The organism is Corallococcus sp. EGB (assembly GCF_019968905.1).
Classification (GTDB): Bacteria; Myxococcota; Myxococcia; order Myxococcales; family Myxococcaceae; genus Corallococcus.
This window is the reverse complement of sequence record NZ_CP079946.1, coordinates 1,143,299-1,167,638: the sequence shown is the minus strand read 5'-3', so window position 1 is coordinate 1,167,638 and position 24,340 is coordinate 1,143,299. Positions and strand designations below refer to the sequence as shown.

Here is a 24,340-nt window from a genome sequence, read left to right as displayed (position 1 = left end):
GTCTCCATATCCCATGCGCGAATACAACTTCGACGGCCTCATTGGCCCGACCCACAATTACGCCGGCCTCTCGCCGGGCAACCTGGCGTCACAACACCACGGCGGCCAGCCCAGCCACCCCCGCGAGGCGGCGCTCCAGGGGCTGGAGAAGATGCGCTTCGTGTCGGAGCTGGGGGTGGGCCAGGCGGTGCTGCCGCCCCAGCCGCGCCCGTCCCTGCGCACCCTGCGCGCGCTGGGCTTCACGGGCTCCGACGAGGACGTCATCACCCGCGCCGCGCGCGACGCGGAGCACCTGCTTCGCCTCACCTCCAGCGCCTCCGCCATGTGGACGGCGAACGCGGCCACGGTGGCGCCGTCGGCGGACACGGCGGACGGCCGGGTGCACCTGACGCCCGCGAACCTCACGCAGATGTTCCACCGCGCCATCGAGGCGGACACCACGCACGCGGTGCTGCGCGCCATCTTCGCGGACGCGAAGCACTTCCAGGTGCACGCCCCGCTGCCGGGCGGCTCTCACTTCGCGGACGAGGGCGCGGCCAACCACACGCGCCTCTTCACCCCGGGCCACAAGGCCGTGCACCTGCTCGCCTGGGGCCGCAGCGCGTGGCAGGACGTGAAGGGGCCGCAGCGCTTCCCCGCGCGCCAGACGCTGGAGTCCAGCCAGGCCCTGGCGCGGCTGCACCGGCTGGCCCCGGAGCAGGTGCTGCTGCCGCAGCAGCACCCGGACGGCATCGACGCGGGCGCGTTCCACACGGACGTGCTCGCGGTGGGCAACGAGCGCTTCCTCATGCTGCACGCGCTGGCGTTCGTGGAGCACCCGAAGCTCCTCCAGACGCTGCGCGAGAAGCTGGGGGACGCCTTGCGCTTCGAGGTGGCGACGGACGCCGAGCTGCCGGTGAAGGACGCGGTGCGTGCGTACCCGTTCAACTCGCAGGTGCTGTCGCTGCCGGACGGCACCATGGCCATCATCGCGCCCATCGAGAGCCGCGAGACGCCCACCGCCCGCGCCTTCCTGGAGCGCGTCGTCGCCGGGGACAACCCGGTGAAGGCGGTGCACTACCTGGACGTTCGACAGTCCATGAACAACGGCGGTGGCCCGGCGTGTCTGCGTCAGCGCATCACGCTCACGGACGCGGAGCGCGCGGCCATCACCGCGGACGTCTTCTACTCGCCGGCCCTGCACGAATCGCTGGCGGCGTGGGTGCGCAAGCACTACCGCGACGTGCTCAAGCCGGAGGACGTGCGCGACCCGGCGCTCGCGCGAGAGACGATGACCGCGCTCGATGAGCTGACGCGCCTGCTCAAGCTGGGCAGCGTGTACGACTTCCAGCAGTGACGTGAGCATGCCCGCCTGCCTGCCCTCCGGCGCACCGGATGAGGGCAGGCAGTCACGGCCGCCTCGTCTGGGTGACGAATGGCCACCCGCGTCGTCCGGACACACCTTGAACGCGAAGGAGGTGATGTCCCCCATGATCCCGAATGCCATCCAGAGCTATCTGCGGCGGCACCGCGTCCCCTTCGAGCGGTATGCCCACGCCCGGGCAGTCACGGCGATGGAGCTCGCGGATGCGCTCGACGTGCCCGGCTGGCGCGTGGCCAAGTCCGTCATCGTGATGGCGGATCGGCAGCCCTGGATCGTCGTCGTGCCCGCGATGTCGGCCGTGGACCTGCGGCAGGTGCGCCACACGTTGGGTGTCCGCACGGCGAGGCTCGCCGCGGAAGCCGAGTTCGTCGACCACTTCCCGGACTGCGAGACGGGCGCCGAGCCTCCCTTCGGAGAGCTGTACGGCCTGCCTGTCGCGATGGATGAATCCCTGAGCGTCAACGAGCGGCTGCTGTTCCGGGCGGGCTCGCACGAGGAGGCCCTGGAGATGCGCTTCCAGGACTTCGCGCGCCTGGAGTGGCCCCTGGTCGCGTCTTTCACCCAGCCCCTGGCGAAAGAAGAGGAGGAGGCGGAGCAGAGGCCCTCATACAGAGCGCCCCTGGAGGACTCCAGCGCTCCCGCCTGAGGCCATCACGGCGCGGGAGCGTCGCTGACCGCCGGGGAGCCCGGCGGCTCCGGGTCCCGCGCCTGCGCATCCTCCAGCAGCGTCTTCTTGTGTGCGTCCCGCAGCGCACGCTCGTGTTCCTCCAGCCGCGCCGCCCACGCCTCTCCCTCGGCGCGACGTGCGTCCTCGAGCGGCATGAGCCGCAGGCCCTCGTGCACCGAGCGCGCCGCGGCGTCGTAGCGCGACAGCAGCTCCTGCAACCGGGCCACCGCGAAGTGGCTCTCCGGACCGGGCAGCAGCCCCACGACCGAGCGGCGCTGCTCCAGCGCGCGGGCCAGCAGGCCTTCCTTTTCGAAGCTGTCCGCCTCCAGTGACAACAGGCGCGCGCGCTGGCGCAGGTCCGTCAGGTACGGCGCCACGGCGGCCAGCGTATCCCGGGACTTCCGCGTGAGGCCCGCCTCCTGCTGGCGAGTGGCCAGCGTGAAGGCCAGCTCGACGTCCCGCGGGAAGCGCTTCGCGAGCGCCTCCAGTACTTGGAGTGCCTCCGCCCCCCTCCCCTGCGCACGCCACACGTCCGCGCGCAGCAGGTGCGTGGCCAGCGCGTCCGGAGCGCGCCGCTCCACCTCCGCGCAGGCGGCTTCCGCCGAGGCAGGTTCTCCCTGGGCCAATCGTCCGCGGGACTCCTGCATCCACAGCGCGGTGGCCTCGGGCCGGCCCTCGAAGTGCTCGCGCGCCCAGGCGAGCCATCCGAGCCCCAGCGCGCGGCGCGCGGGCACGGCGAGCAGCGCCTCCGCCAGCTCCACGGCCTGTCCAGGCGCTTCGGGCGTGAGGGCCTTCAGCTCCTCGACCGTGCGGGCCCGGGGCATCGCTTCGCTGATCAACACGCGCGGATCCCCGGCCTCATGCGCGAGCCGGTACTCCAGGAACGCCTGTTCGCGCCGGCCCAGGTGCAACAGGGCCCGCGCGGCCACGCGGTGCGCGGGCGCATCCAGGGGCCGCAGGTACAGCGTGTCATTGACGAGGGCCAGGGCGTCGTTCGCACCCGCCGCGCCGCTCGACACGGAGGCCATCGCCAGCAGCCGGTACAGCAGGTAGTCCGCCGGGTGTACGTCGATGAGCTGGAGCCCCAGCGCGCGCACCTCCGCGCCGGGTGCACGGGATGCCACGCGTTGCGCCAGCAGCGCCTCCGCGTCCGCCATCCTCCGCCGCCCCGGCACGAGCGCGACGAGCATCACCACCGTGAGCCCCGCCGCCAGCATCAGCGCGGGGCGGGCGGACAGGGTCTCCCACCGCGTGCGGCGCACGGCCATCCGCTCGGCCTCGCGGGGCCGGGACACCGCGCCCAGCACCACCGCGACCGCGACCGCGCACGCGGGCAGCTCCAGGCTGAAGTCGAAGAGGTTGTGCAGCGCCAGCGCCGCCACGCCGGACAGCACCGCCAGCTCCACCGGCCCGTGGTCCTCGCGCCGCACGCGCTTCACGAAGGCCCAGACGCCCAGCCCGAGCAGCAGCAGTCCCGGCACGCCCCACTCCGCCGCCACCTGCAAGACTTCGTTCTCCGGGTGCGTGAAGGTGTTGGGGTTGGGCTCGGTCTGGTAGCGCGGGAAGGCGGCCTCGAACGCGCCGCGCCCCATTCCCGACACCGGGAAGGCACGGGCCGCGCGGGCCATCATCGGCCAGGGCTCCATCTTGCCGTGGCGCAGGGACTCCACGCCGTCCACGGTGCGCGCCTCGGCCCACAGCTGATCCGCCGCCAGGTACGCGCCCACCGACAGCGTCGCCAGCAGCCCCAGCAGCACCGCCGCGCCCCGGCCCCACGCGGGCCTCGCGGGAGTGCGTGCTTCACGCCGCTGCTTCATCAGCCACGCGGCGAGCAGCACCTGCCCGAAGACGAAGAACACGATGCCCGCGCGCGACAGCGACAGCATCACGCCCGCCCCGGAGACGAGCGCCGCCATCGCGAAGGGCCACGCGCGCGCACGCGGCTGCTTCGACAGCGCGAGCCCCACCGCCACCGTCGAGCACAGCCCCAGGAAGCCCGCCAGGTGGTTGGGGTTGCCGAACGGCGTCACCAGCGGCGGCCGCGCATGCACGTACGCCCGCAGCCCGAAGAGCGTCTCCACGCCGGACAGCGCGTGCCCCAGCCCCACCGTCGCCACCGCCGCGCCCGTGAACGTCAGCACCGCGAGCAGCCGCTGCCGCGACGCCCGCGCACGGCACACCTGCACCGCCGCGACGAACGTCAGCAGGTAGGCCACGTGCTTCGCCAGCTCACGCCAGGTGGCGGAGGGCTCCAGCGATACCGGGCGCCAGCCCGTGAGCCCCAGCGGAACGAGCACGTCCTCGCGCAGCGCCGCGGCCTGCGGGCTCACCCACGAGAGCAGCCCCGGTGGCAGCGGCACCAATTGCAGCGCGCACAACACCGCGCCCCCCACCAGCGGCGCGGCCAGGAGCGGCACGCGGAGGGTGTCTCCCTGGCGCCGGGCCCCGACAACGGCCAGCACCGCCGCGGCCCCGGACAGCACGCCCAGCGGCCAGGACACCCAGTGCGCCGCGCCGCCGAGCGCCACCGGCCCCAGCACCACCAGGGCCGCGAGCGCCACTTCCGCGGAGACGGTGTACCGGGAGACGCGGTGGGAGCCAGGAGCCATGCGCGGCGCGGGAGTATGTCACGCTCCTCGGGGACCTCCGTGGACTGTCCCGCCGGACGGCGGAGGTGACGCCTGGACGACTGCTCCCCGGGCACGTCCGTCCAGGGACCGGGCCCGCGAATGAACGTGCCCCCGGGGACACCGCTTGCATCCGGGGAACCATCTGGCATCTTCGCCCGACCCCATGCGTCGCCTCCTGCTCACCGCCGCCGTCCTCTGCGCCTCCCTCTCCGGACTCACCGCGTGCAAGACCGCCTGCCGCGAGCTGTCCGAGAAGCTCTGCGAGTGCGCCTTGAACTCGGTGGAGAAGCAGGCCTGTCAGCAGCGCGCCGCCGAAGAGGAGGGCCGCGTGGAGCCCACCGCCGAGGACGAGATGGTCTGCGAGGCGAAGCTCGACGGCTGCGACTGCCGCGCCATCGAGACCGAGGAAGGCAAGAAGGCCTGCGGCCTCGCCCGCTGAAGGGACGGTGCCCGGTCCCTCCCGCGAATCAGGCGCCCGGCGCCACGCGCGCCGAAGCCGACGGCGCGGGCGTGCCCTCCACCCACGGCTGAAGCCCGCGTCGCACCCGCGTGCGCCACGGCGTCTCCACCCACCGGTGCACCGCCACCGACGCGGGCACCAGCAACACCAGCAGCACCGCCAGGAAGCGCGTGGGTGACGACAGGTCCACGAACCGCTCCATCCAGTGCACCAGCTCGCTGACCGGGTACTGCAGCAGGTACAGCGCGTAGCTGGCCCCGCCCAGGTGCACCAGCCACGGCCGCGCCAGCACCTGCCCCAGCGGACCACCGCCGCGCGCCAGCCCGTACACCAGCAGCCCGGACGCGGGCGCCAGCAGCGCGTTGTGCATCAGCGGATACGGAACCGCCGCGCCCTGGGAGAAGCCCACCATCAGCAGCGCCGCGCCCGCCAGCGCCATCACCGCGCCGGAGCGCCGGGACGTCGCCGCCGCCCGCTCCCGCACGAAGACGAGCCCCAGCAGCACGCCCAGGAGGAACTCCGGCAGGCGCATCAGCGGATTGAACTTCACCACCGCCAGCCAGGCGCCGCCGAACGCCGCGTTCAACGTGCCCGGCCCGTCCGGCCGCAGCACCAGGTAGAGCACCGGCGGCAGCAGCCCCAGAAGCCACGCGCCCGCCAGCGCCAAGGTCATGCGCGCGCCCCGGAAGCGCTCCAGCCGCCCGGCCAGCGCGGGGAACACCGCGTAGAAGAACGCCTCCACCGACACGGACCAGGACGGCGGGTTCCAGTACAGCGCCAGCTTCGGCACCCACGACTGGAGCAGCATCAGCGTGGTGAGCCCCGCCGTGCCCAGCTTCGCCATGGACACCGGCACGGAGTTCGCCGCCAGCGAGCCCTGCGCCGTGGGCACCGCGGACAAGAGGAACATCAGGAGGAACACCGGATAGACGCGCGCCACCCGCGCGCTCCAGAAGGCCCGGGGCGGGGTCTGCATCCTTCCGGCCGTGTCCACGTAGTTGTACGCGAGCACGAAGCCGGACAGGAGGAAGAAGACCCCCACGGACGCATAGCCGGAGGCCACCCCCTGCACCATCCACTCCGGCGCCACGCCCTGGATGCACGGGGTGCCGAAGTGGAACAACACGACGTGCAGGGCCGCCAGGAAGCGCAGCCCTGTCAGTGCATCCAGCGAACCTCCGGACTGCTGCTTCATTACTTCCGGCCGATGCCGAAGTAGGTGAAGCCCAGCTCGCGCATGCGCTCGGGCTGGAAGATGTTGCGGCCGTCGAAGACGACCGGCGACTTCATCAGCTTCTTCATGCGGTCGAAGTCCGGGTGGCGGAACTCGTTCCACTCCGTCACCACGAACAGGCCGTCCACGCCCTCCAGCGCGTCGTACGGCAGGTCCGCGTAGCGGATGCGGTCGCCGAAGACGCGCTTGGACGCGTGCGCCGCCACCGGGTCGTGCGCAATCACGGACGCGCCCTTGCCGATGAGCCCCTCGATGACCTCGATGGAGGGAGCCTCGCGCATGTCGTCCGTCTTCGGCTTGAACGCCAGGCCCCAGACGCCGAACTTCTTGCCCTCCAGCGACCCGTAGTGCTTCACGGCCTTGTTCACGAGCAGCTTCTTCTGCCGCTCGTTGGTGCGCTCCACCGCGCGCAGCAGGTCCAGCTCCAGGCCGTACTCACGCGCCGTGGTGACCAGCGCCTTCACGTCCTTGGGGAAGCAGGAGCCGCCGTAGCCCACGCCCGGGAAGAGGAACGGGTAGCCGATGCGCTTGTCCGCGCCCAGGCCCTTGCGCACGAAGTCCACGTCCGCGCCCACCTTCTCGCAGAGGGCGGAGATGTCGTTCATGAAGGAGATGCGCGTGGCCAGCATCGCGTTGGCCGCGTACTTCGTCAGCTCCGCGGAGCGCGTGTCCATGAACAGGATGGGGTTCTCCGTGCGCACGAACGGCGCGTAGAGCTCTCCCATGATCTTCCGCGCGCGCTCGGTGTTCGCGCCGATGACGACGCGGTCCGGCTTGAAGAAGTCGTCCAGCGCGGCGCCCTCCTTGAGGAACTCCGGGTTGGAGACGACGTCGAACTCCACGTCCGTCACCTTGGCGATGGCGTCGCGAACCTTGTCCGCGGTGCCCACCGGCACGGTGCTCTTGTCCACCACCACCGTGTACTGCTTCATCGCGCGGCCCACCGCCTGCGCCGCCGCCAGCACGTACTGGAGGTCCGCCTCGCCGCTCTCCCCTTCCGGGGTGCCCACGGCGATGAACACGGCCTGCGCGTTCTGCACGCCCTCGGCCAGGTTCGTGGTGAACGTGAGGCGCTTCTCCTTCACGTTCTTGCGGATGAGCTCCTCCAGCCCCGGCTCGTAGATGGGAACCTGCCCGTCCTGGAGCATGCGGATCTTCCGCTCGTCGATGTCCACGCACGCGACGTCGTTGCCCGAGTCCGCGAAGCAGGTGCCCGCGACGAGTCCGACGTAACCCGATCCGATAATGGCAATGCGCATTCTTTCAGTGTCCTGGTTTCGACAGGTGGCGTCATGGACTCATACGCCGACCCGCGCACCGAAAGAAAGCCCGGGTCCACGGCACGCCGAGCGACCAGACAGCCTTATCGTCCCGTGAGGATGCGCCGCAGTCGGTCCACACCCCGCAGGGCGGAAGAGCGCCCGGGGGTGCTCACCGGACCCACCACCCCACGGTCCAGAAGCTCACGCGTCGCGCGGCGCAGCGGCGGGAAGGCGGCGGTGGCCTGCGCTTCGGCTTCCGGGAACAGACGCGCCACGATGGCCAGCGACGTGTAGAGAGCGCGCTCCAGCCCGAACGCCTCCGCGCGCGACAGGAGCGCGGGCACGTCCAGCGGGCGCGAGTACACGCCGCCCATCCAGGTGGCGCCGGTGATGAGCTCGCGCAGGTCCACGAACGACAGCCACGGCACGTCATACCCGTGATGGGCCTGGTCCAGCGCGGTGAGCAACAGCGCGTCCTCCAGCTCCGGACGGAAGACGGACTGGCCGTAGACCTTCATGGGTCGGGCGCGCTCGAAGATGCCGGCCAACTGCTCACGGCGGTTCGCGCCCAGCACGTCCGCGTAGATGTGGATGGGGGTGCGGCCGTCGGACACCACGCGCGCCGCGCCGGTGTTGCCGGTGTCCGGCTCCGGGACGAACTCGTGGTTGGACAGGTAGCCGGCGAAGCCGTCCACGTCCATGCGGCGCACCAGCACCTGGATGTCCAGCACGGGCCGGAAGCCCACGTGCGGATAGAGCGCCTCCGCGAAGGCCGCGCCGCCCAGCAGCAGCAGCTTGCGGCCCTCCAGCTGATCCACGATGCGCTTGAAGTGGACCAGCTTCATGACGTTGTCGTTCACGGAGCCGGTGTAGATGGACATCATCCGGTCGCGGGCCCACTCCGGCGCCTCGCCACCGCCCATCCGGTACTCCAGGTTGTACGCCGCGAGCGGCGCCAGTCCCTGGGAGATGGCCCAGTCCACGTAGGCCTCCCACGGCGCGCCCTTGAGCTTGCCGCGCGGCGGGTCGAACGAGGACAGGACCCTGAACATGTCGAGGAGGCCAGGCGCCATGGTGCGGCACCTTTAATGGGACGGGCCTGCCCGCCGCAATCACCGTCTTCCAGCGGGCGAGCGGACGGGCCGTGGCGCCCCTGGCTCCGCCCCCGTCTCGAGAGGGGGCCGGGCGCCGCGCAGCCGCCGGAGCGCGTACCGCACCATGGGCCGGGCCCGGGGTGCCAGGGCCAGCTTCGCGGCGACCCAGGCGGGCTTGTTGCGGGCCAGGTCCGCGCCCACCAGCCGGGGCCCGGAGAACAGCCGCGTCGCCAGCGCGCGCTGCCACCGGGGCGGTGAGAGCGCCTTGAGCACCCACGGCGGCACGGGCGCGTCGAGCAGCCGCCAGGCGGCATCCCATGCGTACCAGACCAGGTGGGGCAGTCCGGTCCGCCGCGCGCGCGTCACCACGCGGTCCCAGTCGAGCCCCGGGTGCGCCCGCGCCAGCAGCTTCAGGTCGAACAGCCACGCCAGCCGCTGCAACAGGTGGTTGCTCGCGTGCAGGGCCAGGTACACGGCCTCGTCCTCGGGGCTCAGGTAGCGCACGGGGTGGCCGTCCAGCGTCGCGTCCATGGCCCGCGCCACCAGCGCGTCGCCCTCCAGCGCCTGGCCGTAGCCCGCGAGCGCGCGGTAGTGCAGCTCCACCAACCCCTCGGGGCCGGAGAGCTCCACGTGGTGCGCGTCGTCCCGGTCCACGTCGCCGGCCCGGGCGGTGAGCCCCATGCCCTCCAGCGCGTGCACGGCGCACAGCACCCGCGCGCGGGGCACCAGCAGGTCCACGTCATGTGTCGCGCGCTGGAGCGGCTCCGGGTAGAGCCTGCGCGCCAGCCCGTAGCCCTTGAGCAGCACCGGCGTCACGCCCAGGGTCGTCAGCGCCGCCAGGCTGCGCGACAAGAGCGACCGCACGCGCAGGCCCCGCGCCGCGGCGGAGCGGGACTCGCGGGTGAGGAGCGCTCCCGCGTCCGGGGTCAGCGTCCAGCCCGCCTTCATGAGCGCGTGCTCGACGAAGCCCGCCAGGCCGTGGCGCACGGCGGCCTTCACCAGCGCGTCGCAGGCGTCCGCGTCCAGGAGCACGGGCGCGGCCGGCGCATCGGGCCACGCCCGGAGCAGGGTCAGCAGGGCCGGAGCGTCGCGCATGGGCTCACCGCCGGAGCGCGATGATGCGCTGGGGCTCCGCGGCCTCCAGCGCCACGAGCTGCCCCACGCGCTCCGCCACCGCGTCCGCCACCACCTCCAACGCCAGCTCCTCGTCCCGGTCGATGGCGGCCCGGCCGTCGCGCCAGACCAGGCGCAGCGCGCCGTACAGGATGTCCGCCTCCTTCACGTCCAGGCGCACCTCCCACGCGGCCGCGGCGCCGGCATCGGGATGCTGGGACTCGAAGACGACGCCTCCGTCCAGGTCCTCGTGCGGGCGGCGCAGGCGCAGCTCCAGCGCGGACAGGCTCAGCCCCGTGGACAGCGGGCGCACGGCGTTCCACACCTCCTGGAGCGAGCCGGCGTCGCGCACCGCGCCGATGACGGAGCGCACCAGCGAACGCAGCTCCAGGTTGCGCTGGCGCGTCTGCTGGACCACGTCCATGTGGCGCAGCATGTCCAGGTAGCCCAGCTTGCGCATCAGCACCATGATGACCACGCCGATGCCGCTGAGCAGCAGCGCGCTCTGCACACTGTTGGCGAAGTTGAGCGCCAGCGCGGTGACCATGAACAGCGTGCACAGCGCGTAGAGCACCAGCACGGTGGTGCGGTGGGACAACAGCAGGCGGCTCATCAGCCGGTGGTGGATGTGCTCCCGGTCCGCGCTGAACATGGGCCTGCCCAGCAGCGAGCGGCGCACCATGGCCAGCAGCGTGTCCATGATGGGCAGGCCCAGCGCCATCACCGGCACGAGCAGCGCCACCGCGGTGCCGCTCTTCGACGACGTCTTGATGGACACCGCCGCGAGCACGAAGCCCAGGAACATGCTGCCCGTGTCCCCCATGAAGATGGACGCCGGGTTGAAGTTGAACACCAGGAACCCGAGGATGGCGCCCGCGAGCGACACCATCAGCAGGCACAGCAGCACGTCCCCGCGCATCAGCGCGAGCAGGAAGTGGGTGCCCACGCCGAAGAACGCGACGCCGCCCGCCAGCCCGTCCAACCCGTCAATGAGGTTGAGCGCGTTGATGACGCCCACCACCCACAGCACCGTCAACGGCAGGCTCAAGAGCCCCAGCGTCAGCTCCGCGCCGAAGGGGTTGGCCAGCACCTCGATGCGGAAGCCCAGCGCGTACAGCCCCAGCGCCACCGCGAACTGCACGGAGAACTTCAGCTTCGCGCTCGCGCCCCGGAGGTCGTCGTAGAAGCCCAGCCCCGCGATGATGGCGCCGCCCACGAAGAGGCCGACGATGAGCGTGGTCTGCGCGAGGAACTGATCCCCCACGCCCGAGTCCACGAGGAACAGCGCGCACAGCGGCGCGAAGAAGCCCCCCACGATGCCGATGCCGCCCAGCCGGGGGACGGCCCGCACGTGCACCTTGCGGCTGGAGTTCGCCTGATCCAACCAGCCCCACGCCAGCGCACGCTCACGCACGCGCCACGTGAGCACCAGCGCCACGAGGAGCGACACGAGGAAGGCGACGAAGAAGGTGACCATGCGAGCGGAGCGTCCGCCCTGCATCGTGACGGCCACCCGAGGAGCGCGTCAACGTCCTGGCGTGGCAGGTGCGTCACGACTCGCCTGCCTACCTGCTATCAGCCCTGACTCGCAGGACTTCTTCGTAGAGCGCCTGGGTGCGGGCGGCGATGTCGGGCCAGGTGAGTCCCTGCACCTGCGCCTGGGCCGCGCGGCGCAGGGCGTACCGCCGGGACGGCTCCGCCGCCAGCTCGCGCACCGCGGCCACCAACGCGTCCACGTCTCCGATGGGGAAGAGCAGCCCCGTGCGCCCGGGGTGCACGACGGAGGGAGCCACCCCCACCGGAGTGGAGACGGGCACGAGCCCGGAGGCCATGGCCTCCACCAGCGCCATGCCGTAGCCCTCCGTGCGGCTGGCGAAGAGGAGCACCTCCTCGCGCGCGAGCAGGCCGGGCAACGTCGCATTCGCATAACGGGGGACGACGTGGAGCTGGGGCTGGAGTGGCGCGGGGAAGGCGGCGCGGACCTCGGGCTCGGGGGTGCCGGTGCCATAGAGGGTCAGGGTGAAGGCGAGCCCCTGGGCCTGGAGCCGGGTCGCGGCGGCGATGACATCCTCGCGGCCCTTGGTGGGCAGGAAGGAGCCCACCATCGCGAGGCGCAGGGGGCCTTGCGTGGGCGGCGGAAGGGAGAGGCCGTGGAAGGCCGCGTCGAGCCCGTGGCCGATGACGCTCAGCTTCGCGGCGGGGACGCGCAGCTGTTCGCGCGCGAAGACGGCGTCGCCTTCGTTGAGGAGGATGGAGTGATCCGCCAGGTGCAGCGTCCGCTCCACCTCCCAGAGGCGGAAGCCGCCGTGGTACAGCGGGTACTTCCAGCTCAGGCGCAGCCGGCCCTCGCGCGCGTCGGCGCGGATCCGCCGGGAGAAGGAGTGCTCCAGGCCGTGGCTGCGCGTCACCAGCGCGTGACGGCGGGCGGCGCCGGGGCGCCCCGCTTGCGCCCAGGGCCACGCGTCCCCGGTGGTGACATCCAGCACGTCATAGCGGCGCGCCACGCGGGCCAGGTGCGCGGAGAGCACCCACGGGAAGCGCAGGTTGTGGAGCGCGCTGAAGTGCTCCACGCCGGGGAAGGCCTCCCCGTAGCTGTAGAAGTCCACGGTGCAGCCCCGGGCCTGGAGCGCGCGGCCCAGCGCGAGCGTCACGCCGGGAGCGCCCAGGTCCTGGGACAGCGGGTGGTGGATGGCCAGGAGCACGCGCATGCGCGCGCTTCATAGCTCACATCCGCGGGCCGGCGAGCAGCGCCGCTCCGATGGCGCCGGACAGGTCCCCCAGCTCCGCGATGAGCATCGAGGGCTTGCGCTCCGTGATGAAGAGGTGCGGGTGCATGGCGTCCTCGATGTGGCCCAGGTACAGCGGGCCCAGCCGCGACCCCAGCCCGCCCCCGATGATGACGGCCTCCACGTCCAGCAGGTTGATGACCGAGGCGATGGCCACGCCCAGCATGTCGATGGCCCGCTCGATGAGCCGCGTCGCCAGCGGATCCTTCTGCTTCAGCGCGCTCTCCCAGACGCCGCTGGACAGGCGCGTGCGCTTCTTGTCGCGCATGATGTCGAAGAGGACGGTCTTCTCCCCCTTCTCCACCGCCACATGCGCCTTGTGCTCCATGCGCGCGCGCCCCGCGTAGGCCTCCAGGCAGCCGCGCCGGCCGCAGCCACAGCGCGCGCCGTTGGGCTTCACCACCATGTGGCCAATCTCTCCGGCGGAGCCCTGCCCGCGCCACGGCACGCCGTTGAGCACCAGGCCGCCGCCCACGCCCGTGCCCCACCACACGCCCAGCACCGAGCGGAAGTCGCGCCCCGCGCCCAGCTTGTACTCGGCCGCGACGGCCACCTGGACATCGTTGCCCAGCACCACCCTGCTGCCGCCGCCCACGAGGTCGCCCAGGTCCGACGCCAGGGGATACGGTGCGTCCCAGCCGCCCGCGACATTGGACGTATGCGACAGCGTGCCGGTGTTCGCGTCCACCGAGCCCGGCACGCCCACGCCCACGCCCGCGAGCTTCACCGGCTTCACCCCCGCGGTCTGCGCGGCCTCGTCCAGCGTGCCGTACAGCTCCTTCACCACCTCTCCGGGACCGCCCATCACGGGGGTCGGGTGGCGGGCGCGGCCCAGCACCTCGCCGCGCGCATCCACGATGACGGCTTCGATCTTCGTGCCGCCCAGGTCGATGCCTCCCCAGATGCCGGTCTTGCCGTTGCGTGCCCCATTCCCCGCACGGTGTCCGTTCTTCGTCGCTGAAGCGTCGGCCATGTCGCCCCCGTGGTTCGCGGCTTCCATGGGCCGCACGCGGAACAATCTGCGCAGCGCGGCGCCAGCCCACGGCATCGTGCCGGGCACCCCGCGGTCGGCCGCCCGCCCCACGGGGCTGCATGCGGGCCCTCCTTCCGGGACGTGGAGAGGCCCTCCCGCGCGTGCCCCTGTTCGCCGGAGGCGGGGGCGCATATAGGCTCCGGAGGAGGTCCCTTCGTGGAGCGCCCCGTCTTCCCATGAGCAGCACTTCCCCTTCCGCGCCGGACGCCCCTGACGCCCAGCCCCTGGGCACCTCGGACGTGAAGGTCCGCGCGCAGCGCTCCATCATCGCCCTGGGCCTGCGGACGCTCGGCTCGCTGGGCCTGCGCGTGGTGAGCTCGCTCGCCCTGTCGCGCCTGCTGTTCCCGGGGGACTACGGCGCGTTCGCCATCGTGGCCTTCACCGCCGCGATGGGCGCGTTCCTGGGGGACCTGGGCCTCAGCGCTTCGCTGGTGCGCCAGCAGCACGAACCCACGCAGGATGAAATCAGCACCGCCTTCTGGAGCCACCAGGCGTTCACGGTGCTCATCGTGGGCGTCATCCTGCTGCTCGCGCCGTGGCTGTCGCGCTCCTATGAGCTGGGCCCTTCGGGCGCGGCCATGGTGAGCGTGATGGGGCTGGGGCTGTTCTTCCACTCGCTGCGCGTCATCCCCATCATGATGCTGGAGCGGCAGCTGCGCTTCCCGACGCTCGCGCGCATCGAGCTGGTGGAGAGCATCGCGCAGACGGCGAGCACCATCCTGCTGGCCTGGCTGCACTGCGGGGCGTGGTCGCTCATCGGCGGCGGGCTGGTGCGGGGCGGGTTGGGGATGGTGATGTTCTGGGCGGCGGCGGGTTGGCGGCCCCGGGGCGCGTTCCGGTGGGACATCGTCAAGCGGCTGTTGTCCTTCGGCATCTGGTTCCAGCTCACGGGCATCATCCCCGCGGCGCTCCAGGGTTGGATTCCGCTGGTGGTGGGGCGCATGGAGGGCAAGGACGCGGTGGGCCTGGTGAACTGGGCGAGCGCCCTCGCCTCCGTGCCGCTGGCGCTGAGCAGCGTCCTCACCCGCGTGGCGTATCCGGCCTACAGCCGCATGCAGCAGGACACGGTCGCGCTGGCGGACTACCTGCGCACGTCCATCCGGCGCGTGAGCGCGCTGTTGTGCCTGGCCATTCCGTTCGGCGTCATCGCGCTGCCGCCCTTCATCCCGGTGGTGTTTGGCGAGCGGTGGAGCCTCGCGTCCGCGCTGGTGCAGTGGTTCACCATCGAGGCGTCGATGCAGGCGGTGCAGGGCCTGCTGCACTCGCAGCAGCACGCCAGCGGCCACGCGAAGGAGCGGATGTACGTGGCCACCACGTCGAGCGTCCTGCGCTTCGGCCTGGGCGCGCTGGCGGTGATGCACTGGGGCATTGTCGGCGTCGGCGTGAGCGCGACGGCCGTCACGTTGACGGAGCTGTGGGTCACCGCGCGGCTGGTGTCGCGTCGCAACCCGCACCTGTCGCGGCTCGAGTTCGAGGTCATGGAGCCGTTCCTCACGGTGGGCGCGCTGCTCGCGTTGGCGCTGGGCTTCTCGCGGCTCGCGACAGGACAGGGCGGGCTGCTCGTGCAGGCGCTGGTGGCGGCGGGGGTGCTGACCGCGTTGGTGCTCGCGCGCGAGGCCTCGCGGCGGGGCCTGTCGCTGTTGGGTGAGCTGCGCGCCGTGGTCCAGCACCTGCGCGCAAGGCGGGCTCCGTGAGCCGTGCGTGGCACCTGTTGACGGGGGAGTATCCGCCCGCTCCTGGCGGCGTCTCCGACCATTCGCGGAGCATCGCCCACGCCCTCTTGAAAGAGGGTGAGACGGTGCACGTCTGGACGTCCGGGGCGGAGGGCGTCACGGATGATCAGGGTGTGACCGTGCACCGGTGGCCCGGCATCTTCACGCCGAAGGGGCTGGTGCGCCTGACGCGCGAGCTGGATGCGATGCCGGGCCCTCGGAGGCTGCTGCTCCAGTACGTGCCGCATGCGTTCGGCATGAAGGCGATGAACGTGCCGTTCTGCGCCTGGTTCGCGGCGAGGCGGCAGGACGAACGCGAGCTGTTCATCCATGAGGCGGTGTACCCGTGGAGTCCCCGCGCGCCGTGGAAGCATCAGGTGCTCGCGGGGGTCACGCGGGTGATGCTGCGCACGCTGGCGCTCGGCGTGGAGCGCGCCTACGTCTCCATTCCCGCCTGGGCGGATCATCTACCCGAACCGCTGCGCTCACAGGCCCTGTGGTGTCCCATTCCCAGTCCCCTGCCGCTCGACGTACCGGCGGAAGCCGTGAGCGCGGTGCGTGAAGCGCTGGGAGGTGGCCCGACGGTGGCGCACTTCGGCACGTATGGCGGGGCCATCGCGGGAGTGCTGGAGGCGGTGCTCGTGCCATTGTTACAGCGGGACGAGCGGCGGCAGGCGCTGCTGCTGGGACGAGGCAGCCAGGGCTGGTGTGAGGCACTCGCGCGCAAACATCCCGCGATGGGCCGCAGGCTCCATGCGAGGGACGGTCTTGCACCGGAGGCCGTGGCCGCGCACCTGCGCGCGGCGGAGCTGATGTTGCAGCCCTACCCGGATGGCATCAGCGCCCGGCGCAGCAGCGCGATGGCCGGCCTGGGACTGGGCATGCCCATCGTCACCAACAACGGGCATTTGAGCGAACCGCTATGGCGTGGCCTGTGCCCCGTGCAACTCGCGGACGATGCGTCCCCCGCCGCGCTGCTGGCGCTCACGGAACATCTGCTGGCGCACGAGGAGGAACGACGGGCCCTGGGGAAGCACGCGGCCCGCGTCTACCGTGGGCATTTCGCGCTGGAGCACACGGTGGGGCACCTGATGCGTCGAACTGGGCGCGACACATCCCTGACGCCAGAACAGCGTGACGCCGCGCTGAAGGCCATCCTGGGAGACGACCGCACCGCGATGTACAAGGCGTCGAACCTGCTGTGCTACGACAAGTCGACCACCTCCACGCTGCTCCGCTTCCTCGAAGGGGAGACGCGTGTCGAGACACGGCACGCCCTCCTCTACGCGCTGACCTGGCACGGTGATCTCGCGCAGTGGGACCTCATGGTCGGCCTCCTCAAGGATGTTCAGGAGACGCCCCTGATTCGCGGCCAGGCAGCCGAATACCTGTCGTACAACTTCGCGAAGGTGAGGACGGACTCTCCGGAGTTCGACGTCGCGGTCAAAGCCCTCCTGGATGCGCTGAAGGACCCTTCGCCCGACATGCGTTACTGCGCCGTCAACGCGCTGGGCACCACGGGCCATCTGCCGCTCATCCCGGTGCTCGAAGAGATGCGCAAGGACACAACCCCGGCCCCGCGCTGGGTGGGCACCGTGAGCGATGAGGCCTCGCGGGCGCTGGAGTGGATCGTGGGCGAGCACGAGATGCGCATCAAGAACGGCATCCCCTGACCGGAGGCGTGACTTGCGGTTGAAGGTGCTGATGGATCCGCGCGAGGAGGGCTGGCCCAGCATGGACCTGGTGGGCGAAGCGCTCGTGGACGGACTCGCGGCGTTCTCCGCCGAGGTCGACGTCACGCGCGTGCGCCCGTCCATTCCCCATGCTGTGCGCGCCCTGCCCCGCGTGGGCAGCCGCAAGGCCGCCTTCAACGCGGATCGGCTCCTCACCCGCTTCGGCCTCTATCCCGCGCGACTGCTGAGGGAGCGCGGGGGCCACGATGCATTCCACGTCGTGGATCACACCTACGCGCAACTCGTCCACGCGCTGCCCGCGGAGCGCACCGGCGTCTACTGCCATGACCTGGATGCCTTTCGCTCCATCCTGGAGCCCCACCGCGAACCGCGTCCCACGTGGTTCCGCATGATGGCGAGAGCCACGCTCAAGGGCTTGGAGCGCGCGGCCATCGTCTTTCACAGCACGCAGCAGGTCCGCGACGAACTGCTCGCTCACGGCGTGGTTCCTCCCGAGCGGCTCGTCTGGGCGCCTTACGGCGTGTCACCTGAGTACCGGCTCGAGCCCGTCCCGGGCGACAACAGCGACGGGATACTCGCGCCGCTGAAGGGCCGGCCGTACCTGCTGCACGTGGGCAGCGCCATCCGCCGCAAGCGCCTGGACGTGCTCTTCGACGTCTTCGCGACGCTGCGAGCCCGGCACCCGGACCTCATGCTGGTGCAGCAAGGCGGCGAACTGGACGCGGCCCAACAGGCGCAGGTGGCACGGCTCGGATTGAAGGACGCGCTGCTGCAACCGCCCCGGCAGGAGCGGGCCACGCTCGCGGGCCTGTACCGGCGCGCCCGCGCGGTGCTGGTGCCCAGCGACGCGGAGGGCTTCGGCCTGCCCATCATCGAAGCGCTGGCGTGCGGTGTCCCCGTGGTGGCCAGCGACCTTCCGGTGCTGCGCGAGGTGGGCGCGGAAGCGTGCACGTACTGCCCGGTGGGCGACGTGGCCGCATGGGCCGAGACGGTGGATGCACTGCTCACGGGTCGCGTGCCCGCGCCATCTCCGGAGACGCGGCGTGCACGCGCCTCGCGCTTCACGTGGAGCGCCCATGCGCGCACCGTGCTGGATGCGTACCTGCATCGCCTTGACCGACCCGGGCGGGTCTGATTCGGTCCTGTCCGCGTGCGGATCCTGTTTCTCAACCCCGTGGGTATCCTGGGCGGTGCCGAGCGCGCACTCGTGGATCTCCTCGCGTGCCTGCGCACGCTGGAGCCCGGCCTGTCGCTGCACCTCATCGCGGGCACGGATGGGCCGCTCGTGGAGATGGCTCGGAGGCTCGGGGTGGAAGCGCGGGTGCTCGCCCTGCCCGACCGCCTCTCCGCGCTCGGAGACAGCGGCCTGCGTGAACAGGGCCGCGCGGGGCTCTGGCGCTTCGCTCGTGAGCTGGCCCCCACGCCCCTGCTGCTGACCCGCTACGGTCTCGACCTGAGGCGCGCGGTACGCGACGTGGCTCCGGACCTGCTGCACTCCAATGGCATCAAGACGCACCTGCTGAGCACGGCCACCACGGGACTGCCCGTGCCGCGCGTGTGGCACGTGCACGACTTCCTCGGCGAGCGTCCGCTCGTGAGCCGCGCGCTCTCCGGCCTGCATCCGCTGGCCTCGGCCGCCATCGCGAACTCCCAGGCCGTGGGTGACGACGCGCGCACGGTGCTTGGGAACGTGCCCGTGCATGTCGTGCCCAACGGCGTGGACGTGGAGCGGTTCTCTCCCGCGCCCGGTGACGGCGCGCACCTGGATGCACTGGCCACGCTCCCGCCCGCGCCTCCCGGCACGCTGCGCGTGGGGCTCGTGGCCACGTATGCGCGCTGGAAGGGACACGACGTCTTCCTGGAGGCCGCGGCCCGTCTGACGCGTGAAGCCCCCTCCCTGCCCGTGCGCTTCTACCTGGTGGGCGCGCCGCTCTACCGCACGGCCGGTTCGCAGTTCACCGACGCGGAGCTGCGCGAACAGGTCGAGCGCCACGGCCTCACGGGCCGCGTGGGCTTCGTGCCGTTCCAGCCCGAGCCCGCCCGCGTCTACCGCGCCCTGGACGTCTTCGTGCACGCGAGCACACGCCGCGAGCCCTTCGGACTCACCATCGCGGAGGCGCTCGCCTGCGGCCGGGCCGCGGTCATCTCCAAGTCGAGCGGCGCGGCCGAATCCCTGCGGGATGGCGAGGACGTCCTGGCCATCGAACCCGGCAACGCGAACACGCTCGCGTCGGCCCTGCGCCGGCTACTGGAGGACACCGCCTTGCGAGACACCCTCGCCCGCGCGGCCCGCGACACCGCCGTGCGCCGTTTCTCCCGCGAGCGCTATGCCCGGGACATCCTCGCCGTGTACCGGAGCCTTATCCCCGCCCGAGGGCACTCATGATGCGTCCCCGGAAGCTCGTCACCGTCTCGCACTCCTACGTCGTCACCCTCAACCGGAGGCTGGCCAACGAGATGTCCCGCGTGGGCGCGGGCCGCTGGGACGTCACGGCCGTGGCGCCGAAGTCCTTCCACGGAGACCTGAGCCCGCTGGTGCTCCAGCGCGACCCCAACGAAGCCGTGAACCTGGAGGGCGTGCGCGCGTTCTTCAGCCGCTCGCTGCACGGCTTCGTCTACGGACCGGAGCTGCGAGCACAGCTGTCGAAAGGCGTGGACCTGGTGCACCTGTGGGAGGAGCCGTACGTCTTCTCCGGTCTGGAGGTGGCGCTCCTGACGCCGCGCAATGTGCCGCTCGTCTTCTGCACGTTCCAGAACCTGGCCAAGCGCTACCCGCCGCCCTTCGCGCAGGCTGAACGCTTCGTCGTACACCGCGCCACGGGGTGGATCGCCTGGGGCCAGACGGTGCACGACAACCTCCTCACCCGTCCCGGCTACGCGCAGCGGCCCTCGAGCTTCATCCCCGTGGGCGTGGACGTGGAGCACTTCCGTCCGGATCCCGAAGCAGGCCGGGCATTCCGCGAGGGCCTGGGCTGGCAGTCCGAAGGGCCGCCCGTGGTGGGCTACCTGGGCCGCTTCGTCCCGGAGAAGGGCCTGCGCCTCCTGATGGACGCGCTCAACGCATTGCAGACGCCCTGGAGAGCCCTCTTCGTCGGCGGCGGCCCGCTGGAGTCCGACCTGCGCGCATGGGCCGCGCGCCATGGAGACCGCGTGCGTGTCGTCACCGGCGTGAAGCACGCGGAGGTGCCGCGCGCGCTCAACGCGATGGACGTGCTCTGCGCGCCCAGTCAGACGACGCCCGCGTGGAAGGAGCAGTTCGGCCGCATGCTCGCGGAGGCGTTCGCGTGTGGCGTGCCCGTGTTCGCCAGCGACTCCGGAGAGATTCCACACACCGTGGGCGATGGCGGGCGCATCCTGCCGGAGTCCTACGCCCCCGCATGGACCACCGCGCTCGCGGAGCTGCTGGAGAGCCCCGCGCAACGCCAGGACCTGGCCGCGCGAGGCCGGGAGCGCGCCGTGTCCCGCTTCGCCTGGCCGGTGGTCGCGAAGGCACACCTCGACTTCTTCGACCAGGTGCTCCAGCGCGGAACCTGAGTGAGGCTCAGGCCTCCAGCCGAGCCACCACCGCCGCCGCCATCGCGTCCCACGTCCAGGCGCGCAGCTCCGAGGACAACGCGGCCACGGCGGGCATCCAGTCTCCGCCCCGCGCCCGCCATTCCCTCAGGCGCCGCACCAATTCGCCCGAGTCCTCGGGGTCGTCCAGCAGCAGCTCGTGGAGCGAGGAAGGGAAGCGCTCCGCCACGCCCGCCGAGCGGCTCACCAGCGCGGGGATGCCGACGCACAGCGCTTCGTGCACGCCCAGGCCATAGGACTCGTAGCGCGTGGGCGACACCAGCAGATCCGCGGCGGCCAGCAGGCGGGGTACGTCGTCGCGGAAGCCCAGGAAGCGGATCCGCTCGCCCAGCCCCTGCTCACGCGCCGCGCGCTCCCAGCTCTCTCGCTGCGCGCCCGCCCCCACCACGAACAGGTCCACGTCCCACTCGCGTCGCGCGCACAGCTGCGCCCACGCATGAAAGAGCGTGTCGAAGCCCTTGCGCCGGTCGCCCAGCGCGCCCACGAACAGCGCCACCCGCCGCTCTTGAGCCCAGCCCAGGGATGCCCGTGCCTCGCGCCGGAGCGAGGGAGACGTGGCAGGAAAGCGCGCCGGGTCTCCCCCCAGGTACACGACGTGGACGCGGGACTCTTCCACGCCCGTGGCGGCCAGCAGGTCCTGCCGCGTGCGCTGCGAGTTCGCCAGGATGATCCGCGCGCGGCGCAGCGCACGCAGCTCGCCGCGCAGGTGCATGCGGTGGCTCACGTGGCCCTTCAGCCTGCGCAAGGGGCTGCCCACGGGCTCGGGCGCATGCGCGGCGTGGACGTAGTGGACCCAGTTGGCGGCGGCCACCTCGCAGTTGCCGCCGTTGGCCACCACCTGTCCGCCTTGCGCCAACGTGCGCGCGGCCCAGAAGCGCCCCACGGCATCGAGCAGGGGCTCGCCCAACAGGTACGCGTTCGCGGGCTTGGGCACGCGGACGAAGTGCACGTTGGGATAGCGCAGGAGCGAATCCTCCACCCGGTGCGCCACCAGCCGCACGGGCCCGCCCTGGCGCGCGAGCCAGTCCGCCAGCGCGAGGTTCGCGCGGTCCATGCCTCCGGTGGAGACGAAGTCACCGCTGATGAGGGTGTACGGCCGCATTCCGGTTCCAGTACGCGCTGAAGAAGGCCGCGTTGAGCAGCCAGAACTCCATGCCCATCTGGCTCATGAAGAACTGATAGCTGAAGGTCTGCGCGAACGCGCCCAGGTCATACGCGAAGAGGAGGCTGCCCCAGAGCCAGAACTCGCCCGCGGAATCATCGCGGCGCCGCGCCACCTGGAAGCCCCACCACAACGTCGCCAGCAGCGCGAGCGGATAGCAGACGAGCCCCAGCCATCCGCCGTCATAGGCCCAGGCGGTCCACTGGATTTCAGCCCAGAGCGGAGGGCTCGTGCGGTCGGTGTTGTCGCCGAAGTACGCGTTGGCCATGCCGTAGCGGCCCAGGCCCGCGCCCAGGGGGAACTCCGGGAGCACCTCGTCGAAGGTCTCGTCGAGGAAGCGGCCGCGGTTGGACTGATACACCTGCGAGGGGTCGGACGCGGTGAGCGTGCTCCACCGGGAGAGCACCGCGTCGCCGCCGACCGCGACGGCCCAGCCGAACGCCACGACGGCGAAGCCCCCCACGACCGCGGCCAGCGTCACCAGCCGCACCCACCGGCCGCTCACGGTGAGCACCAGCGCCATGGCCGCCATGCACACCAGCAACGTCACCGCCGCGACGCGCACCTGTCCCAGGTAGAGGCAGATGAGCCCGGCGCCGATGCCCGCCGCACCCAACACCTTCCGGGCCATGCCCTGGCGGCTGAGGAGCAGGGCCCCACCGAGCAGCACGGAATAGAAGGCGCCGGTGGAGGCGCCACCCGGGACGTCCGTCAGGCCCATGGGGCGGAACACGCGCGCGCCGCTCGCGGTCTCGAACTGGAGGCTGCGCACGTAGCCCTCGCCCTGGCTTTCGACCATGGCGGACAGCGCGGGCTGGAAGCGTCCGGGGAAGGTCACCTGCAGGATGCCCAGCGAGGCGCTCGCGACGTTGAACAGGAAGAGCAGCAGGACGACGCGACCGAACATCTTCGCGTCGATGCGCAGGCGGCTCGCCCAGAAGAGGGGCGCGAACACGGACACCTGGACGCCCAGCTGCGCGGCCGCCGCGAGCGGGGTGTTGGTGCCGGGGTGGAAGAAGTTCAGCGCGGTGAGCCCCGCCGACGCGAGCAGGAAGGGCATCGCCGGATGCTTGAGGCGCGGGCCCTTCACCAGGAACAGCAGGGCCAGGCTCGTGCCGAATGACAGGATGCGGAACACCACGCGCACCGGCGCCAGCGCTTCGATCAGCAGCGCGAGCTGGCAGACGAAGAGCAGCGCGATGAACGCCACCACCACGTGGCCCGACCCCAGCAGTCCTGGTGACGCGGGCGCGTTAGCGGGCACGGCCTGCGTCGTCGAGGGTTGCGGCGCGCGGCGCACATAGCGCCGGTGCAGCACCCCCGGGCCCTGGAGCTGGGGACGCGGAGAGGACGCGGAGCGGGCCTCCTTCACGGAACAGCTCCCCGGAGCACGGAGCGCACCGCGTCCTCCACTCCCTCCAGGAACTCCGCTGGATCACTCAGCACCCGCGCGCGAGCGGGTCCGCCGCTGCCCAGCCTCCGTCGAACCGCTTCATCGTCGATAAGTGAGCGCAGCGCCCGGGCCAGGGCCTCCGGCGTCGGTGGCACGAGCACGCCGCAAGACGCGTCGACGATCTCCAGGGGGCCCCCCAGCGCGGTGGTGACCACGGGAAGACCCGCGTAGAGCGCCTCCACGAACGCCAGACCGAAGGGCTCCGGCCCGGTGTTGGGCTGACAGTGCACCTCCGCCGCGCGCAGCAGCCGAGCCACATCCGAGCGCTGTCCCAGGAAGCGCACGCGGTCCCCAAGGCCCAACGCGGAAGCCTGGGCCTTCAAGCCCTCTTCGTAGGCGGCCTCTTCCGAGCGCTGCGCGCCGCCAGCGAACCACGCCGTCCAGCGTGGCACCTGGCGCAGCCGGCCCAGCGCTTCGAGGAGCAGCCGCTGGCCCTTCCACTCCTGCATGCGGCTGGCATGAACGATGACGACATCGGACGCGTCCGCGCCCAGCTCGCTTCGGAGCGATGCGCGCTCGGAGGCAGTGAGGTCAGCGCCTCCGTCCCGGACGGGAGGATGGAGCACGCTGAACGGCGTACGCGGATACACGCTCGAAAGCGTGCTCGCGGTGTAGCGGCTGTTGCACAGCACCAGGGCCGGAGAGGTGACCCGGGCCCACCGCTCCACCCAGTGCGAACCGGTGAGCGCATCGTGCTGGAAGAAGATCAACGGAACACCGGCCGTGCGCACCACCGGCCCGAAGAGGGCCTGAGGCCACGCCGCGTGACACACCACCGCGTCGAACGCCTCCCGCTGGAGCAGCGCCGCCAACGAGCGCCGCGCCTCCCAGACCCGCCAGGGACGGCTCACCTTCGCCGGCCCCAGCAACGTCAGCGGCGCGCCCGCCGCGCGAAGCTCCTCCGCGATGCGTCCCTCGAAGCAGAGCGCGAACGCATGCACCGCGCCGCCCGTCCGGCCCGCGCCAGTGAGCGCCACCGTGCGCAGCAGCGTCTCGACGCCACCGTACAGGTTGCCGCTGGACACGTGCAGCACGCGAAGCGGCGCGCCCGCCTCCGCGCCATCACCGCGCTCGCCGCTGGACTCGCGTGACCCGTGCATGCGC

General features: G+C 71.8%; 19 protein-coding genes. 8 read left to right on the top strand and 11 right to left on the bottom strand.

What is annotated here, in order from left to right; genetic code table 11:
• Nucleotides 1-13 precede the first annotated feature (13 nt).
• Nucleotides 14-1,336, top strand: a complete 1,323-nt coding sequence (gene astB, locus KYK13_RS04770; protein ID WP_223642316.1) for an N-succinylarginine dihydrolase — start codon at nt 14-16, stop codon at nt 1,334-1,336.
• Between the two features lie 133 nt (nt 1,337-1,469).
• Complete coding sequence (locus KYK13_RS04765) at nt 1,470-2,009, top strand: aminoacyl-tRNA deacylase (protein ID WP_223642315.1); 540 nt, start codon at nt 1,470-1,472, stop codon at nt 2,007-2,009.
• Between the two features lie 5 nt (nt 2,010-2,014).
• Here the strand turns inward: KYK13_RS04765 and KYK13_RS04760 are convergent, their stop codons facing one another.
• A complete protein-coding gene (locus KYK13_RS04760; RefSeq protein WP_223642313.1) occupies nt 2,015-4,639 on the bottom strand; it encodes an O-antigen ligase family protein in 2,625 nt (874 codons plus the stop codon).
• A gap of 184 nt (nt 4,640-4,823) precedes the next feature.
• On the opposite strand from KYK13_RS04760, the gene KYK13_RS04755 reads away from it, so the two are divergent.
• Nucleotides 4,824-5,099 carry a hypothetical protein gene (locus tag KYK13_RS04755; protein WP_223642311.1) on the top strand — a complete coding sequence of 92 codons (276 nt, stop codon included), beginning with the start codon at nt 4,824-4,826 and terminating at the stop codon, nt 5,097-5,099.
• A 28-nt stretch (nt 5,100-5,127) separates the two neighbouring features.
• Here KYK13_RS04755 and KYK13_RS04750 read toward each other — a convergent pair whose 3' ends face one another.
• The 7 genes from KYK13_RS04750 to KYK13_RS04720 all read right to left on the bottom strand — a co-directional run bounded on the left by KYK13_RS04750 (nt 5,128) and on the right by KYK13_RS04720 (nt 13,582).
• Nucleotides 5,128-6,315, bottom strand: a complete 1,188-nt coding sequence (locus KYK13_RS04750) for an acyltransferase (protein WP_223642310.1) — start codon at nt 6,313-6,315, stop codon at nt 5,128-5,130.
• Nucleotides 6,315-7,613 (bottom strand): UDP-glucose/GDP-mannose dehydrogenase family protein, encoded by a 1,299-nt coding sequence (locus KYK13_RS04745; RefSeq protein ID WP_223642309.1) that lies wholly within the window; start codon nt 7,611-7,613, stop codon nt 6,315-6,317. The genes KYK13_RS04750 and KYK13_RS04745 overlap by 1 nt, the downstream gene beginning before the upstream one ends.
• 104 nt (nt 7,614-7,717) lie before the next feature.
• Complete coding sequence (locus KYK13_RS04740; RefSeq protein ID WP_223642308.1) at nt 7,718-8,689, bottom strand: nucleotidyltransferase family protein; 972 nt, start codon at nt 8,687-8,689, stop codon at nt 7,718-7,720.
• A gap of 39 nt (nt 8,690-8,728) precedes the next feature.
• Entirely contained in the window at nt 8,729-9,805 is a 1,077-nt protein-coding gene (locus tag KYK13_RS04735) for a nucleotidyltransferase family protein (RefSeq protein ID WP_223642307.1), read from the bottom strand.
• A 4-nt stretch (nt 9,806-9,809) separates the two neighbouring features.
• Nucleotides 9,810-11,300: an MraY family glycosyltransferase gene (locus KYK13_RS04730; protein ID WP_223642306.1), complete on the bottom strand. Its 1,491-nt coding sequence runs from the start codon at nt 11,298-11,300 to the stop codon at nt 9,810-9,812.
• Between the two features lie 88 nt (nt 11,301-11,388).
• Nucleotides 11,389-12,531 (bottom strand): glycosyltransferase family 4 protein, encoded by a 1,143-nt coding sequence (locus KYK13_RS04725; protein WP_223642305.1) that lies wholly within the window; start codon nt 12,529-12,531, stop codon nt 11,389-11,391.
• Nucleotides 12,532-12,547: 16 nt separating this feature from the next.
• Entirely contained in the window at nt 12,548-13,582 is a 1,035-nt protein-coding gene (locus tag KYK13_RS04720) for an ROK family protein (RefSeq protein ID WP_223642303.1), read from the bottom strand.
• 236 nt (nt 13,583-13,818) lie between these two features.
• On the opposite strand from KYK13_RS04720, the gene KYK13_RS04715 reads away from it, so the two are divergent.
• From KYK13_RS04715 to KYK13_RS04695, 5 genes are read left to right on the top strand one after another with little or no spacing between them, the layout of a single operon-like run.
• The gene (locus tag KYK13_RS04715; protein ID WP_223642301.1) at nt 13,819-15,336 is read left to right on the top strand and encodes an oligosaccharide flippase family protein; all 1,518 of its coding nucleotides are present in this window, start codon (nt 13,819-13,821) and stop codon (nt 15,334-15,336) included.
• On the top strand, nt 15,333-17,027 hold the full coding sequence (locus KYK13_RS04710; RefSeq protein ID WP_223642300.1) for a hypothetical protein: 1,695 nt from the start codon (nt 15,333-15,335) through the stop codon (nt 17,025-17,027). The genes KYK13_RS04715 and KYK13_RS04710 overlap by 4 nt, the downstream gene beginning before the upstream one ends.
• Nucleotides 17,028-17,058: 31 nt before the next feature.
• A complete protein-coding gene (locus tag KYK13_RS04705; RefSeq protein ID WP_223646527.1) occupies nt 17,059-18,183 on the top strand; it encodes a glycosyltransferase family 1 protein in 1,125 nt (374 codons plus the stop codon).
• Between the two features lie 15 nt (nt 18,184-18,198).
• Nucleotides 18,199-19,434, top strand: coding sequence for a glycosyltransferase family 4 protein (locus KYK13_RS04700; RefSeq protein ID WP_223642299.1), 1,236 nt, complete (start codon nt 18,199-18,201; stop codon nt 19,432-19,434).
• A complete protein-coding gene (locus KYK13_RS04695; protein ID WP_223642298.1) occupies nt 19,431-20,582 on the top strand; it encodes a glycosyltransferase family 4 protein in 1,152 nt (383 codons plus the stop codon). The genes KYK13_RS04700 and KYK13_RS04695 overlap by 4 nt, the downstream gene beginning before the upstream one ends.
• 7 nt (nt 20,583-20,589) lie before the next feature.
• Here KYK13_RS04695 and KYK13_RS04690 read toward each other — a convergent pair whose 3' ends face one another.
• Genes KYK13_RS04690 through KYK13_RS04680 form a run of 3 tightly spaced genes read right to left on the bottom strand, consistent with a single transcriptional unit; the run spans nt 20,590 to nt 24,336 of the window.
• Entirely contained in the window at nt 20,590-21,675 is a 1,086-nt protein-coding gene (locus KYK13_RS04690) for a glycosyltransferase family 4 protein (protein WP_223646525.1), read from the bottom strand.
• A gap of 19 nt (nt 21,676-21,694) precedes the next feature.
• The gene (locus tag KYK13_RS04685; protein ID WP_223642297.1) at nt 21,695-23,155 is read right to left on the bottom strand and encodes an O-antigen ligase; all 1,461 of its coding nucleotides are present in this window, start codon (nt 23,153-23,155) and stop codon (nt 21,695-21,697) included.
• Nucleotides 23,152-24,336 carry a glycosyltransferase family 4 protein gene (locus tag KYK13_RS04680; RefSeq protein WP_223642296.1) on the bottom strand — a complete coding sequence of 395 codons (1,185 nt, stop codon included), beginning with the start codon at nt 24,334-24,336 and terminating at the stop codon, nt 23,152-23,154. Before KYK13_RS04680 ends, KYK13_RS04685 begins: the two co-directional genes overlap by 4 nt.
• Nucleotides 24,337-24,340 lie beyond the last annotated feature (4 nt).